The sequence below is a fragment of the Liquorilactobacillus vini DSM 20605 genome (genome assembly GCF_000255495.1).
Taxonomy (GTDB): Bacteria; Bacillota; Bacilli; order Lactobacillales; family Lactobacillaceae; genus Liquorilactobacillus; species Liquorilactobacillus vini.
Window position 1 is genome coordinate 1 of the sequence record NZ_AHYZ01000199.1, and the last position, 296, is coordinate 296.

The 296-nt window shown below is 37.8% G+C and carries 1 pseudogene; it reads right to left on the reverse strand.

The window, feature by feature from the left end:
- Positions 1-166: pseudogene (locus ON15_RS11665) on the reverse strand (IS5/IS1182 family transposase); the annotation flags it as partial.
- Positions 167-296: the final 130 nt, after the last annotated feature.

Consider the following 296-nt stretch of genomic DNA (forward strand, 5'->3'; position numbering starts at 1 on the left):
CTCGACCGACTTTTGACGGAAAAACGGTAGTATAAACAGCTTCCAACTTTGGCCAGGGTAGCTGATTGGCCAACTGAACCCACTTATTTTTGGGACTCAAAGCAACCCCTAGCTCTTGTCCAAAAGAATCAATTGAAAGTTGAACTGCTTTAATCCGATAAACCATTTTTGGCACCCTCGTTTTCTAAAAAATGCATGGGAAACGACGAATTAACGTCATATCGCATGCACTTATTATACAACAAATATGATCTATCAACTATTAAATTAGTTATTGCAGAATTATTCAGTATCCA